At 47.3% G+C, this 16,268-nt stretch carries 13 protein-coding genes and 1 tRNA gene; 8 read left to right on the plus strand and 6 right to left on the minus strand.

The window, feature by feature from the left end; all coding sequences use genetic code 11:
* Positions 1-333: 333 nt before the first annotated feature.
* Both ACYVR3_RS14890 and ACYVR3_RS14895 read right to left on the minus strand, forming a co-directional pair.
* Positions 334-405 (minus strand) — tRNA-Arg (locus ACYVR3_RS14890).
* A gap of 44 nt (positions 406-449) precedes the next feature.
* A complete protein-coding gene (locus ACYVR3_RS14895; RefSeq protein ID WP_054732590.1) occupies positions 450-776 on the minus strand; it encodes a hypothetical protein in 327 nt (108 codons plus the stop codon).
* Between the two features lie 204 nt (positions 777-980).
* On the opposite strand from ACYVR3_RS14895, the gene thrC reads away from it, so the two are divergent.
* From thrC to ACYVR3_RS14910, 3 genes are all read left to right on the plus strand, one after another.
* Positions 981-2,477: a threonine synthase gene (gene thrC / locus ACYVR3_RS14900; protein ID WP_461244860.1), complete on the plus strand. Its 1,497-nt coding sequence runs from the start codon at positions 981-983 to the stop codon at positions 2,475-2,477.
* A 76-nt stretch (positions 2,478-2,553) separates the two neighbouring features.
* Positions 2,554-3,057 carry a MarR family winged helix-turn-helix transcriptional regulator gene (locus tag ACYVR3_RS14905; RefSeq protein ID WP_461244861.1) on the plus strand — a complete coding sequence of 168 codons (504 nt, stop codon included), beginning with the start codon at positions 2,554-2,556 and terminating at the stop codon, positions 3,055-3,057.
* Positions 3,058-3,556: 499 nt separating this feature from the next.
* A complete protein-coding gene (locus ACYVR3_RS14910) occupies positions 3,557-4,198 on the plus strand; it encodes an NAD(P)H-hydrate epimerase (protein WP_461244862.1) in 642 nt (213 codons plus the stop codon).
* 220 nt (positions 4,199-4,418) lie between these two features.
* Here ACYVR3_RS14910 and ACYVR3_RS14915 read toward each other — a convergent pair whose 3' ends face one another.
* Both ACYVR3_RS14915 and ACYVR3_RS14920 read right to left on the minus strand, forming a co-directional pair.
* Entirely contained in the window at positions 4,419-5,759 is a 1,341-nt protein-coding gene (locus ACYVR3_RS14915; RefSeq protein ID WP_461244863.1) for a M20 family metallopeptidase, read from the minus strand.
* Positions 5,760-5,846: 87 nt separating this feature from the next.
* A complete protein-coding gene (locus ACYVR3_RS14920) occupies positions 5,847-7,361 on the minus strand; it encodes a YfcC family protein (RefSeq protein ID WP_461244864.1) in 1,515 nt (504 codons plus the stop codon).
* A 400-nt stretch (positions 7,362-7,761) separates the two neighbouring features.
* Between ACYVR3_RS14920 and ACYVR3_RS14925 the strand changes: the two genes are divergently transcribed.
* Positions 7,762-8,319 carry a M15 family metallopeptidase gene (locus ACYVR3_RS14925; protein ID WP_054732577.1) on the plus strand — a complete coding sequence of 186 codons (558 nt, stop codon included), beginning with the start codon at positions 7,762-7,764 and terminating at the stop codon, positions 8,317-8,319.
* 617 nt (positions 8,320-8,936) lie between these two features.
* Here the strand turns inward: ACYVR3_RS14925 and ACYVR3_RS14930 are convergent.
* Positions 8,937-9,581 (minus strand): LVIS_2131 family protein, encoded by a 645-nt coding sequence (locus ACYVR3_RS14930; protein ID WP_461244865.1) that lies wholly within the window; start codon positions 9,579-9,581, stop codon positions 8,937-8,939.
* A gap of 129 nt (positions 9,582-9,710) precedes the next feature.
* Between ACYVR3_RS14930 and ACYVR3_RS14935 the strand changes: the two genes are divergently transcribed.
* The 3 genes from ACYVR3_RS14935 (at position 9,711) to ACYVR3_RS14945 (ending at position 12,131) form a co-directional block, all read left to right on the plus strand.
* Entirely contained in the window at positions 9,711-10,592 is an 882-nt protein-coding gene (locus ACYVR3_RS14935; protein ID WP_461244866.1) for a linear amide C-N hydrolase, read from the plus strand.
* Between the two features lie 324 nt (positions 10,593-10,916).
* Positions 10,917-11,393 carry a C40 family peptidase gene (locus ACYVR3_RS14940; protein WP_461244867.1) on the plus strand — a complete coding sequence of 159 codons (477 nt, stop codon included), beginning with the start codon at positions 10,917-10,919 and terminating at the stop codon, positions 11,391-11,393.
* A 411-nt stretch (positions 11,394-11,804) separates the two neighbouring features.
* Positions 11,805-12,131 carry an ATP cone domain-containing protein gene (locus tag ACYVR3_RS14945; protein ID WP_054732564.1) on the plus strand — a complete coding sequence of 109 codons (327 nt, stop codon included), beginning with the start codon at positions 11,805-11,807 and terminating at the stop codon, positions 12,129-12,131.
* A 687-nt stretch (positions 12,132-12,818) separates the two neighbouring features.
* Here ACYVR3_RS14945 and spx read toward each other — a convergent pair.
* Positions 12,819-13,217, minus strand: a complete 399-nt coding sequence (gene spx / locus ACYVR3_RS14950) for a transcriptional regulator Spx (protein ID WP_054732558.1) — start codon at positions 13,215-13,217, stop codon at positions 12,819-12,821.
* A gap of 431 nt (positions 13,218-13,648) precedes the next feature.
* On the opposite strand from spx, the gene ACYVR3_RS14955 reads away from it, so the two are divergent.
* Positions 13,649-15,847 (plus strand): cation:proton antiporter, encoded by a 2,199-nt coding sequence (locus ACYVR3_RS14955; protein ID WP_461244868.1) that lies wholly within the window; start codon positions 13,649-13,651, stop codon positions 15,845-15,847.
* Positions 15,848-16,268 lie beyond the last annotated feature (421 nt).

Raw genomic sequence — 16,268 nt, forward strand, 5'->3', positions numbered from 1 at the left:
CGTAAAATTCCCATCAAGCACTTGAATCATGTGTTTGATGGGGATTTTGGAGTTTCTGGTGAATAATTCAGGATAATGTTTCCCCCTACGAATCCTACCTAAACCTGAATCATACTTCACAGGGAAAATGTTACGTGTATTGTGAAAAATATTCAAGAGAAACTTATTATATTTTTACTTTTTTCTAACAGTACATAGTTTTATACAGTGTTGTACAAAATTAATCAATCTTTACTTTGACGCAACCCTTCGAAAGCTTTTCTTCATTAGTACTGATTTTCAAAAATAAAAGCCTCCGCAGACCACCTGCAGAGGCTTTTACAACTATTTGAATGCGCCCCCTCGGAATCGAACCGAGATCGTAAGGACCGAAATCTCACGTGCTATCCATTACACTAAGGGCGCTCAACATCCCCATAATAAGCGGAATATTGTATGAAAACAAGTATTTAGCGTACGCCAGCGATCTTCATTGCTTCGTCTTGGAGGTAGAAGAACAGCGCGTCGGGGCTTTGTTTGAAGTCGGCTACGAAGCTCTCCCCTTGCGGCTTAACCGTTGCAATGGGGTCGTTGGTGACGTCAAACACTGCTAAGTCGGCATCTTGCCACTTTGCGCTATCGTAATGGCCCTCTTCAGAATAGTCCAGGTAGGCCTGCAGTGAATCTTTAACGGTTTGCTTGATTACATCATCCACCGTTACGGTTTCGCCCGCGGCTTGGCGGTCGGCGACGGCTTGTTCTACTTCTGCCATGGTTGCTGGTACGTCGATTTCCAATTGAATCCCTCGTTTCGTTTCTTTCCATTTTAGCACGGTTGGTGATGAAAACGGCGGCCAAGACCTTTGCATTTCCAGATTTCGACCCAAAACTGGCCAATCTCACAACAATTTCCCAGAAAAATTAGAAACTTCACTGCAAATCCTCATCAAATCAGTTAAACTAGTTACAATAACTGATGACCACCCACCAAGGAGGATAACATGACACTCTTATACCGGAGTACTCGCGGCGCTAAAGATAACGCCCTTACTGCATCTCAAGCAATCTTACAGGGGCTGAGCCCAGACGGCGGCCTGTACGTACCGACCGAAGCCCCTCAACTTGACCTTGATTTGGCCCAACTGCCAAACCTGAGCTACCAAGACGTGGCCTTCAAGGTCCTCAAAGCATTTTTAACCGACTATACCGACGACGAGCTCCGCGCTTGCGTGAACGCCGCCTATGATGACAAATTCGATGATCCTCAAATTGCCCCCGTTAGCCATCACGGTGACGACTTCTACCTGGAGCTGTTCCACGGCTCAACCATCGCCTTCAAGGACTTGGCACTTTCAATTCTGCCACACTTGATGACGACGGCGGCTAAGAAGAACAATTTCAATAAGGAGATCGTAATTCTAACTGCGACATCTGGTGATACTGGAAAAGCAGCCATGGCGGGCTTTGCTGACGTTGAAGGCACTAAGATCATCGTCTTCTATCCAAACGACGGCGTTAGTGCCATCCAGAAGCAACAAATGATCACCCAGGTTGGCGAAAACACCTACGTGGTTGCTATCAACGGCAACTTCGACCAAGCGCAAACCAACGTGAAGGAGATTTTCAACGACAAGGCCTTCATGCAACAACTGGCGGACCACGACTACCAGTTCTCATCCGCTAACTCGATCAACATCGGCCGCCTCGTGCCACAAGTGGCCTACTACTTCTACGCTTACGGCCAACTGATTAAGCAAGGTGCCATCAAGAACGGCGACACCATCAACTTTAGCGTGCCAACCGGGAACTTCGGCGACATCCTTGCCGGTTACTACGCCAAGCAACTGGGCCTCCCCGTTAACCGCTTGATTTGTGCCTCAAACCAAAACAACGTCTTAACGGACTTCTTCGCAACTGGCAAATACGACCGGCAACGGCCATTTTTCACCACCACGTCCCCATCGATGGATATTCTGGTCTCCAGCAATTTGGAACGGCTCATCTTCCACGCGACGGGCGACAACGCCGACCAAACGGCCGCTTACATGCATGATTTAGAAGCCAACGGTAGCTACCAAGTGACCTCTGAAATTTTGGCACAATTAGGCGCAACCTTCTCAGCTGGCTTCGCTTCTGGCGATGATGATAAGCAGGCCATCGCTACGGTATTTGACGAAACCAAGTTCGCCATCGATCCTCACACGGCGATTGCGAAGGCGGTCGCTGACGGTTACCGGCAAAAGACCGGCGACACGCACCCAATGGTGATTGTTTCAACGGCCAGCCCATACAAGTTCCCGAACGCTGTATTGACGGCTATCGAGGATCACAACGAAGACGTCGACGGCCTTGATGCCGTTCAAAAGCTGCAAGGCTTGATCAACGTGCCATTACCAAAGGCGATCACGACGCTATTTGACGCCCCTGTTCGTCACGATATGACGGTGCAACCGGCCGAAATGCCCGCCGCCATTGCAAAAATCCTAAAAATTGACTAACTAAAGGTATTCAAACGCCCGAAAACCGATTATACTTTAATTGTCAACTATCTTAGGGCGATCGAGGTGAAGTTTTATGGAACAACCAGCAAATGACTATCTGACGTTAGCAACCTACAACGCCATCCTGCACCGGCAATTACAACGGGACATGAATCAGTTGTTATTGAAGGACGACCTTCCCGTAAACATTACCGAAATGTATCTGATGGTGTTGATCATGGAAAGCCACCCCATCAGTCAACGGCAAGCAGCAACAACGTTAGCGGTTGATGAAGGGCTCATGACGCGCATGGTCAAGCATCTCACCAAGCTACAACTGATCAACAAGGAGAGTTCCGCACGTGATAAGCGGGTCAAGGAACTGACGCTGACTTCCGAGGGTGAAAAACTCTTGGACTACGGTCTCAAGCAGTTCAACGACTGGTGGCACTCCTTTGAATCAGACTTAAACGGCGTCAACATCAACCAATTGGGCGATGAACTCTTCGATATTTCGAAGGTCGTGTTGTCTGACCGGCACCAAACCCCGTTGAGAAATGATCGCATTTCGTCACAGGGCATGAAAAAAGACCATTAATACGTTAAGAAAGCTCTGGAGTGTGTGTATTCTCTCCGGAGCTTTTTGTTTTCGCTTGTGTCCAACGTAAGCGTTGGGTGTGATTTGGGTGTTGGCTGTTTGTCATCGCTTCGCTTGCCAAAGCCGCACGAAAACCGGCGCTCTCAGGTTACAAAATTCGGCGCCACTTAAACTGTTATTTCCAGGGTTCCTGAAGATGTAGGAACTTGTCAACCACGCGCTTTCTGGCCACCACGCCGAATGGTGCTGCGCGAGACTGAGAGCTGCATGCAAGGTAACATCGGTAAACCCGCCAGGCCCGGGCGCCTTCACCGATGTTACCTTGCACACTGCTCTCAACCCGTCTCGCTCCGCACACTTACGCTGGACACAAACACAGCAACATCGCTAAAACACGTCATTTTCTGTTACCCGTAATTTTGACAACACCCCTTTCTTTGACACTCACCCACTTCTGCACTACGATTCAGATAACAACTACGATAAGGAAGTGCTCAATATGTCAAAAACCGTTACGATTGCTGAAGCTCGCGAAGCTGATCAACATACCATCCAAACGATTGGCATCCCATCAATGGTGCTCATGGAACGCGCTGCGCTTGGTGCGACTCAACGTCTCTTAGACGGCGACTTCGATTTGACCCACGTGCTCATTGTTGCTGGTACCGGCAACAATGGTGGTGATGGCCTCGCCATCGCCCGACTATTGCACGCCCGCCACGTGCCCGTCACCGTAATGTTAACGGGTGACGCTAACCGAACCTCTACCGAAACCGGCCAGCAACTTCACGCCCTGACCTACTATCACATTCCAGTTGTGCCAGCCACCACCGCGATGGACGGCTATACAACAATTGTCGATGCCATCTTCGGAATCGGCTTAGACCGGCCCGTCACCGGCAAATTCGCCGACTGGATCAACGCCATGAACGCGACTGGCACACCGATTTTAAGCGTTGACGTGCCATCCGGACTTAACGCTGATACAGGTGAGCCTCAGGGCGCCACCGTTAAGGCAACAGCCACTAGCACCTTTGCGTATGCCAAGCAGGGGTTTGTGACGCCGCGTGGGGAACAGTATACTGGAAAATTATTTGTTGAGGATATTGGGGTCTATTTGGATGACAAGTTTCCGGATTAGAGTGGCCCCAAAAGCGGTTAGTCTCCAGAATATAAGCAACTAAAAATAGGTACGGCCGGTTCGTGGTCGTACCTATTTTTAGTTGCTTATATGGCCGGCGACTGCTTTTGGGGCCACGTTTAAGCTAGCTAACAGTTTCTAAATTGAATAAACTGCTTCATTAATTTCGAGTTAAGAAGTCCGTTCCATACTTACCAATCTCGCCTTTTGCGAACTCCCCTCACTCCACATTCCCAGCAATTCTCCCAATCGCCTCCGCATAAATCGTCATCGCTTCATACATCTTCGCCAATTCCCACTGTTCATCCACCTGATGCATATAATCCGGTACCTCAGGCAGCATCGCACCAAAGGCTACGCACTGGTGCATCGTCCGCGCATAAGTGGCACCCCCTGATACTTGTGGCGGTGTCTGGTCACCGGTCACATCTTGGTAGACACCCATCAAGGTTTCAACCAACGCACTATCCCGTGGCACGTAGAGCGGTGCGAGGTAGTCGAAGTCTTCGTAGTGCAAACCGTATTTGCCAACCGCTTCTTGTAATTGCGTCAACAGCGCCTTGTGGTTCACCGTTACCGGCACCCGCATGTCCAGTTGAATCCGGGTTTCGTCCGGCGTGACCTTGATGCCGGAAAGGTTGATCGTCAAATGCCCCGAGGCGTCATCCGAAATATCGCCCAACAGGTTGGCGCCCGTTGCATCTTCCTTAAAGCACTGCCCAATCAAACTAAGCGGGCCATCCGGGAACACCTTGTCCAACGCCATTGCTAACCGCAACACAGCGTTAGTCCCTTCCGGCGCCAACATGGCATGAATCGCCTTTCCTGTCACCACAATACCAGTATCAGTCGTCTCGTACGCAAACCCAAAGTCATCCAGTGCTTGCGTCACTTCCGCTAACTTCGGTCCATCATACGCTGCTTTCGCAGGCACCGCGTTAAACGGCTGGTCCAGCTCAAGACTAAAGTCAGTCGTTCCCGGGCCAATCAGGTAAGCTTGCTGCAGCCCTTTTTCCGCGTAAGTTACCGGAAATTTCGAATCTGGCGCGATACCGTGGGTGATTTGCGCTTCCTTTTCGGTGTAAACCGCGATACCCCGCCATAGATTTTCCTCATCCGTGCCGAAAATAAACCGTACCCGTTCCTTGAACGTCACACCAGCGTCCATCAACGCCTTCACCGCAAACAGTGCCGCCACTGACGGCCCCTTATCATCTTGAACGCCCCGGCCGTGGATTACACCGTCTTTAACCACCGCTTGATACGGATCAGTCGCCCAATCAGCCACATCACCGGCTGGCACCACGTCAACGTGGCCCAGGATGCCAAAAATGTCATCACCTTCACCCACTTCCGCGTAGCCGTAATTGCCATCCGGATCCGTGTAGGTCTTAAACCCCAGCTCATCGCACAGTATCATCATTTCATCTAGCGCCGCCCGAACCCCAACGCCAAAGGGCGCGCCGGGCGCTGCGGTAGCCAAATACGAGGGGTGCTTAACTAAGCGTTCCAACGCCTTCACTGCGTCTGCTTGATGTTGCTTCGTAATGTAGGTTTTCATGACGAGTCCTCCTTAGTCTTTCACCAAAAGGGTCGAGGGTTTCACCAACCTTCGACCCACCGTACTCAATTCTCTTTTATGCCGCAACTACAAGATTGCCAGAACCCCTAAGAAGATACAGCTTGTAATGAAGAGGTAAATCATCAGTTTAGCGATCCACTTCCACCAAGTACCGATGCCGATGTGGGCAATTGCCAAGGCACCCATCACCACGCCGGAAGTTGGGGTGATCAAGTTTACCCAGCCAGACGCTGCTTGGTAGGCTGTGATAACCACGCTACCGTCAACGCCCGCAAACTTACCCATTGGCCCAATGATACCCATCGTTGCCGAAGCTAAACCGGAAGTCGATGGAATCAGGAAGGACATTGGAATGTAGAAAATGTAAGTGATGATGATGAAGACACTTTCGGACAGGCCCTTGAGCCCCATTTCGCCCCAGTGTAACACGGTGTCGGTAATCAGCCCATCGTTCATCACTACTTGGATCCCACGAGCAACCGCCACGATAATGGCTACGCTCAGGAATTCTGCCATCCCGCCCATAAAGGCGTTGATGAATTCCGTTTCCTTCATCTTGTATACAAACATGATCACAACTGCCATCAGTAGAAACAGCATCGTAATTTCTGAGAAATACCAGTCGCCCAACGTTACTGCGTCGCTCCCAAACAGGTTACCCAGTACGGGAATCCCCGTCAGCCACTTGGTTGCGCTTTCAAAGAAGGTCCATTTGTCGTTGATCGTGCTCCAAGGAATCAGCCCAACGATCATCAGGATAAAAGTGCCACCGAAGAGCCATAACACACCCTTTTGACGACCAGTCATGCCAACGTTTTCGTCACTGTCCGTCACCGCGAACCGGTCTAAGTCTTCTTGACGTTGTTCATAGATAGCGGACTTGCTTGGATCCTTTTCAATCTTAGACGCGTAGCGGTAAACGTACCAGATTCCAACGGCTAACGCGATCACCAGTAATAACAGCCGTGGTAGCAGCCCTTCACCCATGGATAAATTCATGGTTTGAGAGGCCACCCCAGTTGCGAACGGGTTCACCGTTGACGCCAGACAGCCAATTTGTGACCCCACCAAGATGATGGCAACGGCTGTGAGTGAGTCAAACCCCACCCCAATCATTACCGGAATTAACAGTGGGTAAAACGCGATTGTTTCTTCTGCCATCCCATATGTTGATCCACCTAACGCGAAGAGGATCATCAGAATCGGAATCAGCATTTTTTCCTTACCTTTGTATTTACGAACCACGGCACCGATGCCGTCGTCCAGAGCTTTGGTCTTATTCACAACACCCAAGAAACCACCAATAACGAGAATAAATAGCGAGATAGAAATGGCACCTTCCGTATGGTCGTTCCCAACCATGCCGTATACCGGAGCCATGAAGATGTCCCAAATACCTTGAGGATTAGACGACACTGACTTGTACGTATGGGCAATGATATTGCCAGCCTTATCGGTCGCGTACTGCCCGGCCGGAATGATCCAGGTCAACACGGCAACCAAAGCGATAATGATAAATAAAATCGTAAACGCGGACGGCATCTTAAACCGTTTTTTAGGTTGACTGTTAGGTGCTTGCATTGTTCTCATCTCCTTACTACTATTCTTTAACACTTTTAGTTTATCGGGAATTGTTAACCATTCTATGAAGATTGTTTGAACTTTTTTAGTTAAATTTGATTATTTAGATAAGTAAACGATAATAAACGTGACAAATCATGGATTTTTAGCCACTGTTAGTCGGTTTCCAAGTTAAATCAACAAGCTAAATCAAGCGTTATTTCCCGGATTGTCAACGTTTTTTCACCCGCCAAAATTTCTAGCGTCTCCAGTTCCAAATCCAGCTCATAAACGGTATACTGAGGTCATTAATTGGTAGCGGGTCATTACGTGCGATAAATTGGGCCGAAAATCACGCCCTTCCTGACCGTACCGACCCCAATTTCTCAACAGGTTCCCTTTGAAAGGAGCGTCAAACTTAATGGTTGAAGCAGATGCAGGATTTTTAAACGTTCAAAGTGTCGATCCCGAGATTATTGTTGATTTAAAGTACGCCACCCCCGATAACTTTACTGGCCGGGTGATTTATGATTTTAAGACGGCGGTGGCTCGCGAAGGTACCGCTAAGAAACTGGGCGTTGCGAGCGGATTACTGAAGCAACAAGGCTACCGACTCAAAGTTTGGGACGCCTTTCGTCCCGTAACCGCTCAGGCCAAACTCTTCGAAGTAGTCTCTGACCCAACCTGGGTCGCCAAGCCCAATCCGAACTACTCTCATCAAAAAGGCGTGACCTTTGATCTGACCCTAACGGACATGGACGGTAACGATGTCGAGATGCAGTCCGGCTTTGACGATTTCACTGGTAAAGCCGTTCGTGACTATCCACGAACCCCTGAACAAGAAAAACACTACCAGATTTTGCTGCAAGCCATGACCGAAGCCGGTTTTGTCGGCTACGAAAACGAATGGTGGGACTATCGCGATACTGATATGGATGACTACGGTCCTAAGCAAGTCGATCCTAACGACTACGCCTAACCGTTTTTAAGTTGGCGGTCGCTCGCCTTAACATTCGCGGTTAATCTGCGTATAATAGAGGCCAGGCGGTTGCGGACCCCCAAACCATTTCAATTGAGCACTTCGCTCATTTCCTAATTAACTTCGCTTCGCAATTGACCGCAATCGCCGAACAACCCAGCTCCACAAAACGAACCGGGCTTAAGATGATGATTAACTGGAACCCGCTCTCTGTTATGGAGAGCGGGTTCGTTTGTGTCCAGCGTAAGTGTTGGGTGCGATTTGAGTGTCGGCTGTTTGTCGTCGCTTCGCTCGCCAAAGCCGCACGAAAACCGGCGCTCTCAGGCCACAAAATTCGGCGCCATTTAAACTGTCATTTCTAGGGTTCCTGACATTGCAGGAACTTGTCAACCACGTGCTTTCTGGCCACCGCGCCGAATGGTGCTGCGCGAGACTGAGAGCTGCATGCAAGGCGACATCGGTAAACCCGCCAGACCCGGGCGCCTTCACCGATGTCGCCTTGCACACTGCTCTCAACCCGTCTCGCTCCGCACACTTACGCTAAACACAAACGTAAACAAAAAAGGCACTAACACCATCGCGATAAATCGCAATGGCGTTAGTGCCTTTAAAATTGGCTACTGTTCATCAGTATCCGCAGTTTGTTTGATAAACGAATGATCCGGAATCCGAATCAACGTGAAACGGTTGGCCAAGCGGCCGGCGTGTAGGCCGATGCCGTTTAGGAAGGTTTTCTTGTAGGTGGTTTCAACAACACCGACCCAAGCGCTTTGGTGTTGCGCATCCATCTGTTTAACCTTGGTTTGATCCCACTTATAAGCGGAAGCCGCCACGTTGATCGGGTGCGTTCCAACTGAAATTGTCGCACTGTTGCTAGAAACCCGGTCCTTTTCACCCGCCGTGTAGTAGGTGTAGAACTGAACTGGTTTGCGACCGTTCCCCGTCTTAACTGACACGTAAGACGAACGACTCGAAGCACTGGTGTCCAACACTAATGGCTTGTACTTGTAGGCCACCGTAACGCGATTCGTATCGAGCTTGCTAACGTCTTGGAACAACGTTGCGTATCCCATTCCCCAAAGTGCTAGTAAGAAAATCACCAACTCGATTGTTGATTTCGTTAAATTCTGTCGTGAAAACGACCGCTTTTCTTCAACGATCAATTTAATGCGACGCACACGCATATCGTGAACCATCCAAACTAAATAGACCACTAATAGGAGCCAGAGCCCCATCCCGATTAAATTCCAAGCCGATTGCATGTTGATATCCCCTTTGCCCGCATTTGATTCACCATTAAGATTAAAGGAAGCCTCGGGTAAAAACAAGTCTTTAGGTTAAAATCTTTTCCGGACCTATAATAGAACTAATTCATAAAGGAGGCGCGCCTTATGTGCACTAGTCTCACCCTTACCGCTACTGATCACACCACCGTTTTAGCCCGGACCATGGATTTTCCAAACGTTGATCCGTGGACGCCGACCCGCTTATCTGCCGGTACCCGCTGGCAACCGTTCTTTGGTAAACCACAAACGACTCAATTTGACATCATCGGAGCTGCACGACATCTGAATCATCACCATTTATTTGGCGATGGCTTAAATGCCGCAGGGCTTAGTTGTGCGGAACTTTACTTCCCCAACCGCACCCACTATTACGATGATGTACAACCTAAGATGATTAACTTAACGCCCCAAGATTTCATTTTATGGGTGCTCAGTAACCACGAAACGATTGCGGACGTTGAACGGGACTTACCTAACGTTGCGTTGGTGAGCCACATTTGGTACGCCGAAAATAAGATTTACCCCTTTCACTGGATTTTAGCCGATGCGACCGGCCGAACTGCCGTGCTAGAACCCACTGAACTCGGGCTGCACTTTCAAGGTGACCCCGTCCACGTTTTAACGAATACGCCAACACTCCCTGACCATCTTGCGCGCTTATCCCGTTACCTCGGCTCTGACCGGCTTACTGACGCGGCTACGGACTGGTTACGAGACCAAAAGCCCCTTCCCGACGGTCCAATTCCAACCGATCGCTTCATTAGAACAGCAATTAATTGCTTGGGGCGCCCAACACCTGAAACTGGTGAACTCGCAACCAAGCAGGCGCTTGAAACTCTAAAACAGGTTGTGATTCCTCGCAAAGAGGTTCGGCCGGGCGTTACCAACCATAACTTTACCCACTATATTAGTGTCCTCGATGTCACCCATTTGACCTATACACACTACCCGATCAATACCGAAGATTTAACGCAATATTCTCTATAAATGACCTCAAAAATTCTCGATTGATGACCTGAAACCGCTCTTTTTTGAAAAAAAGGGCGGTTTTTTCCGATTTATTTCACGGTTTAACCCCGTTTTGTTACAATTCTGAAATATTTCATTAAACCTTGATATACCAAGCTTATCACCAACTTCACAAACCAAAAACAACCTCAAAATTACAATCTAGCAAATTTCGTTAACCGAATCGACAACCCGTTGAAACACGTTTGTAACTTACAATTGATACACTTAGTCTCGTTCAATTGATTAAGATATTAAAATGAAATTTAAAAAACACGAAAAATAAGGGGATTGTTGTTCGATATGAAAAATTGGTTTGTTAAATTAGCTGTTACTGCAATTGCAGTTTTAGGGTTCACTGTTACTACTAACTTGGTTCAACCAACTACTGCAAGTGCAGATACGGATGCTTCATACTCAAGCATCTACAAAGTTGCCAAGCAACAATTAGGCAAGCGTTACGTTTACGGTGCTACTGGTCCTTCAGCATTTGATTGCTCTGGCTTTACGTCATACGTTTACAAGAAGGGCGCTTCAACCACGTTACCACGGACTGCCCAAGCTCAATACAACAAGTACGAACACGTTAGCTACAAGAACGCCCAAAAGGGTGACTTGGTCTTCTTCGGTAGCAGTGTTTGGGGTATCAGCCACGTTGGTTTGTACGTTGGTAAGGGTAAGATGATCGATGCTCAAAACCGCGGTGTGATCACCGAAAACGTTAAAGCCCCATGGTGGCACTACGTTGGCGCTGCTCACGTCACTGACTTAGACGACTAATTTAACGTTAAAATTGAACAATTCCCTGAAGCTAATGACCTAAACTGGTCGTTGGCTTCTTTTTTATATCATGACTTCAATATTATATTTAAATGATGGTATAACCGTTAATTGGCTAGGGATTGCGCGCATCACCCAACTCACCACCCAAGCTTTTCCCTTGCTAAACATCATAAGTAACTGTACTCTAATGTAGTAAGCACCATTAACTAATAAATTTACCGCCAAGGATTCTCTAATCGAATTTTGGCAGCTGCACATCCCCTTGTTAACGCCTAACTTAGCGTTACTTCATTTCGCCCCACTACTACCACATCTTGCGTGAATTTATTAAGTCGCGCTATATCTAGTTGCTTTTTTCAAACAGATGTTCTAGGATAAACATATTGACTAAAAGGAGAAGTGCTCATCGTGAACAAACAAAAACCGCAACAATCACACATTCAAATTACGGTTCGCTTTGTGGAGAAAAAGAACGGTAAAAAAGCCGTTTTTGACGCGCGTAAGATCTTACGTAGTCTCAATCATTTAACTCACGATGACCGGCTTATTCGACGCATTAACGCCCTGGTTCTCGCCCAGATTGCCGGCTACGCACAGATTGACACGTTGACCATCCGTCAATTGATCACCTCCACCCTAATTCAGCTGGATCACCCGGAACTGGCGAAGCGCTACGAAGAGTACCGGCCATCCGCGGTTAAGAAAACCGAATTTCAGCAACTGTCATTTTTCTAACTTAGAAGATAATAAGTCGTATTGACGTCAAAACGCCCCAACAGGACTACTTTAGTGGCCTGTTGGGGCGTTTGTTTTGTTTGGGTGACCTATTTGTGGAGGTGGTTTTTAAATGCCGGAATGGCCGTTTTTTGGCTTGTTTTGAATTGGGTAGGTTTTACTAGTTATAGGAAGGGCTCTCAAAACAAGTAGCACTCATCACAGTTCTGCTATCGAATGCTTTTGGTGTCGCTCATTGCGATTACTTTGTTTTCGGCGCCACTTTTGATTTTTCGTTTTGTTTTTTGGCAGCATTGTGGGGCTGCCTACTTTGTTGTTTGTCGGCTACTGCGCCGAAACGTGCGGAGAAAAGCAAAGAGCTGCATATAACGGCGTCTCAGCTAAACCCAACCACTGATCTGTTATCGAATGCTTTTGGCGTCGCTCATTGCGATTACTTTGTTTTCGGCGCCGATTTTGATTTTTCGTTTTGCTTTTTTGGGCGGCATTGTGGAATTGCCTACTTTATCGCTTTGTTGGCTACTGCGCCGAAACGTGCGGAAAACAGCAGAGAGCTACATGTAAGGGCCAACCCAACAAACCTACCAAAAACCGGTAGCTTCATTGGGTTGGCCCTTACACTATGCTCTCTGAACGCTGTTTTCCGCACTCTACAAAAAAGAGGCCTTTACAGCCTCTTCCACTAATTTATGAACTTAATTGAGCTTCCAAATTACGCAATTCTGCTACCCGGACGTTGCGTGGTAAGAAGCGACGAATCTCTTCTTCGTTGTAGCCGACTTCCAAACGCTTGTCATCAAAGATAATTGGGCGCTTGATCAAGTCTGGATATTCAACAACTAACTTTACCAGCTCACTGACTGATAAATCGTCGAGTTCCACGTTCAACTTTTTAAACACGTTTGACCGAGTTGAGATAATATCTTCACTCCCGTTTTCAGTCAATCGAAGGATCTGCTTCACTTCGTCCGCGTTTAACGGGTTTGATTTAATATTACGTTCCTTAAATGGGATGTGATGGTCTTCTAACCATGCACGAGCTTTACGACTAGATGCGCTACTTGGTGCAACATATAAGTTAATCATATTTAAGCACTTCCTTCATTTCGCTTTCCCCTAGCGACAAACATAAAACTAAGTTTAAACCATTCATTACTCCGTCCCCAACACATCATAATGAACACTCTTATCATACCACATTCACAGAATTATTCAAGTTGCCTTTTATATTTTTTAGCTTGTGAAAAAAGATGTAATGTGTGATATTATTTTCGCTATAAATACTATTAAACAGGCATTTATACCGGTTTTACTTTGTGTAGGTTTATAAAATTAATAACTGAATTTATCCGGATAAGCTTGTTTTACTTATCAAGTGAAAATTTAGCTACAGCTTTGTTTATTAATTACTTATTCCTTAAAGAAGCCGCAAGCCGCGACGTTTCGCCACTACTAGTTCATATTCGCTTCATAATGGAGTAAAATTTAACTATCTTAGCTTGGGGGAGTGATTCACCGTGTTTGTTTTCTTCATGGTCGTATTACTAGTTGTCGCAGCCATCGCTGCTAACATTGTTTATGCCATTTATCCAAAGATTCCACTCGCATTTTACCAAATCGGGGCTGGGCTGGTTTTGTCTCTGCTGCCGACTTTCGGTCATTTTCAGCTTGAACCAGAAATTTTTCTGCTCGTCATCATTGCACCGCTGATGTTTAACGACGGTCAGAGCACGGATTACCACGTTTTAAAGAAAAACATTCGGTCCACATTATCGTTAGCGGTCGTTCTGGCACTCGTTACCATTATCGGCGGCGGCTTATTAAGTCATGCGATGTGGCCTGCCATTCCGTTGGCACTGGCTTTCGGACTCGCGGCAATTGTGACCCCCACCGACGCCGTTGCCGTTTCTTCTATCACAACGGGGATCGACATGCCCGAACCCGTCTTGGGCGCGCTTGAAAATGAATCCCTCTTTAACGATGCTTCCGGGATCGTGGCGCTGGATCTGGCGCTAACTGCTTTTAGTACCGGCCATTTCTCACTTGGCCAAGGGATCGAGCACTTCCTGATCGTCTTTCTCGGCGGGATCTTGGTCGGCATCATTTTGGGTGGCGCTATCGTGCTCCTGCGACTCTACTTTCAACGTCGGGGGCTGGACGCCATTGCCGTCATCTTACCTTTCAACTTACTTACCCCGTTCATCGTTTACCTTGCGGCTGAGCACCTTGGCGTTTCTGGCATCTTAGCGGTTGTTGCTACCGGGATCATCCACGGGATTCAGCAACGGCGTTTACGGTTAACGTCAACCCAGACCCAAGTAGTGACAACAACGACTTGGGAGGTACTCACTAATCTGCTTAACGGATTCGTTTTCGTCTTATTAGGTGAAGCGATGCCAAGCGTCTGGGCTAACTTATCTCATTCTGATTCGAAACACCTCCCCTTGTTAGTGATGATTGCGGTTGGCTTGTACCTCCTAATGGGCATCCTCCGCTTCGTCTGGTGCCAGTTGAACTTGGTGGATTTAAAATCCAAGGAAACGCGCCTTAAAGATGGCCTGATTTTATCGCTTAGCGGCGTCCACGGGACGATCACCCTAGCGATGGCGTTCTCCCTCCCATTGACGTTAAACGGCCACGTATTTCCATTCCGGACGGCCCTGATATTCGTTGCTGGGATCGTAATTTTACTAAGCCTTCTCGTGCCAACGTTAATTTTGCCGTTACTGTTACCTAAGAAACAAGAAGCGTTTACTCAAGAAGAATTCAACGATCAGCTGGTTCGAATGGTGAATTTCGCCATTACACAACTCAAACAAACTGAGGCTGATAGTACCGCGTTAAATCCCGTCATTGAAGTTCTCAGTAGCCAAAAGAATGAACTTCGAAGTACCGCCGACTCCAAGCAGGTGCATAAGCTCTTGCAACTAGCCGAAAATGCCGAACACGCGGCCATCTTTGAATTGATCGACGCAGGTGATGTGGAGGCTCAAATTGGTTGGCAGTATGATCGGATGCAACTGATGCAAGTTCAATTTGCCTTTCTCAACCCATTTGCCCGCCTCACACTCTGGTTCCGGTTAGTCACCTTCCGGCTGTTTCCACATCAGGCCAAGAAGCGTTACCACAAACAACTGTCGCAAACGATTGCCGCTAAAAAGAAAGCTAAACAGCAAATGATGCAAGAACTAACCACTCGGCATCCTGATGGTCAACTCGCATTACCAGTAACTACGGACCAACGGCAGCAATTAATTCAAACAGATCAAGCATCAAATCATCCTACCAATCATCGCCATAACCTAGATCACCATCAACGAAGAGAAGTTCGTCACACTTTGACCCGTCAACAGCGCCGAGAAGTTCGTCGTCAATTCCAAAGTTCAACGGTGAAATCGCAGTATTGGTCTAATATCGCTAAATTGGAACAAACCGGATTTAACACGGTGACAGCCTTTCTTGATAGCATCGAAACTGATGAAAATCAGCAAGAAGTTAACGTGATTCGGCACTATTACACCGTGCGTCATAATCGCTTCAACCAGTCAACAACAACGGCCGAGCTCGAAAACGAATTGTTCATTATGGCCTTCCAGTTTGAGTACACCTACGTCCAAACCGCCGGTAAGCAAGAACAACTGTCACCGGAACTTATCGGTGAGTTGCATAAAAAAATCTCCATGGATCAATTGGTCTACATGCAGTCCACAAATTAGTTATGGGGTTAACTAATTTTTAAGTCGTTTCAGTTACTTATTTGTTATGCTATGTTCACACTTTCTTCACAATTTCGCTTTATATTGTACTCATAGCTTAATATTTATTAGATAAATATTTAAGTAAGCTTTTTCATTTTACTCCTCCAAAATAAAATTAATATTTTCGTGAACCCCATCACGAAAATGCCTACTCCTATGTGTAAAACCTATCCTCCCCCGGATGGGTTTTTTCTTTTATAGTGCGAAAACAAGCGCTTAAAGAGCGTAATACAAGACGCCCCCAACGAAGCTACCGGTTTTTGGTAGGTTTGTTGGGGGCGTCTTGTATGCAGCTCTTTGCTTGTTTTCGCACGTTTTCTACTATAAGCAAGCCCCAATTTCAAATAATTAGGATATTAAGTCTAATTATTTGAAATGT

Source organism: Secundilactobacillus muriivasis (assembly GCF_054785195.1).

Excerpts from the sequence above, each read along its gene's own strand:
- ACYVR3_RS14915 (WP_461244863.1), bottom strand. The coding sequence starts at position 5,759 with ATGAAAACCTACATTACGAAGCAACATCAAGCAGACGCAGTGAAGGCG.
- spx (WP_054732558.1), bottom strand. The coding sequence starts at position 13,217 with ATGATTAACTTATATGTTGCACCAAGTAGCGCATCTAGTCGTAAAGCT.
- ACYVR3_RS14930 (WP_461244865.1), bottom strand. The coding sequence starts at position 9,581 with ATGCAATCGGCTTGGAATTTAATCGGGATGGGGCTCTGGCTCCTATTA.
- ACYVR3_RS14910 (WP_461244862.1), top strand. The coding sequence starts at position 3,557 with ATGTCAAAAACCGTTACGATTGCTGAAGCTCGCGAAGCTGATCAACAT.
- ACYVR3_RS14940 (WP_461244867.1), top strand. The coding sequence starts at position 10,917 with ATGAAAAATTGGTTTGTTAAATTAGCTGTTACTGCAATTGCAGTTTTA.
- ACYVR3_RS14920 (WP_461244864.1), bottom strand. The coding sequence starts at position 7,361 with ATGCAAGCACCTAACAGTCAACCTAAAAAACGGTTTAAGATGCCGTCC.
- thrC (WP_461244860.1), top strand. The coding sequence starts at position 981 with ATGACACTCTTATACCGGAGTACTCGCGGCGCTAAAGATAACGCCCTT.
- ACYVR3_RS14935 (WP_461244866.1), top strand. The coding sequence starts at position 9,711 with ATGTGCACTAGTCTCACCCTTACCGCTACTGATCACACCACCGTTTTA.
- ACYVR3_RS14925 (WP_054732577.1), top strand. The coding sequence starts at position 7,762 with ATGGTTGAAGCAGATGCAGGATTTTTAAACGTTCAAAGTGTCGATCCC.
- ACYVR3_RS14905 (WP_461244861.1), top strand. The coding sequence starts at position 2,554 with ATGGAACAACCAGCAAATGACTATCTGACGTTAGCAACCTACAACGCC.